This is a genomic window from Bradyrhizobium sp. USDA3516 (assembly GCF_057651995.1).
This window is the reverse complement of sequence record NZ_JBYGYN010000034.1, coordinates 1-376: the sequence shown is the minus strand read 5'-3', so window position 1 is coordinate 376 and position 376 is coordinate 1. Positions and strand designations below refer to the sequence as shown.

At 65.2% G+C, this 376-nt stretch carries 1 pseudogene; it reads left to right on the top strand.

What is annotated here, in order from left to right:
* Positions 1 to 376 (top strand): annotated as a pseudogene (locus AC24YW_RS36625) (hybrid sensor histidine kinase/response regulator); the annotation flags it as partial.

Genomic DNA, 376 nt, shown 5'->3' with positions numbered 1-376 from the left:
CGACGAGATGGCGGGCGAGGGCGACCGCATCGCCAACCAGTCGATCCGCGTCAACGTGGATACGCTGGAGCACCTGATGACCATGGTCTCCGAGCTGGTGCTGACCCGCAACCAGCTGCTGGAGATCTCCCGCCGCAACGAGGACACCGAGTTCAAGGTGCCCTTGCAGCGCCTCTCCAACGTCACCGCCGAGCTGCAGGAAGGCGTCATGAAGACGCGCATGCAGCCGATCGGCAATGCCTGGCAGAAGCTGCCCCGCATCGTCCGCGACCTCTCGTCCGAACTCGGCAAGCAGATCGAGCTCGAGATGCACGGCGCCGACACCGAGCTCGACCGCCAGGTGCTCGACCTGATCAAGGACCCGCTCACCCACATG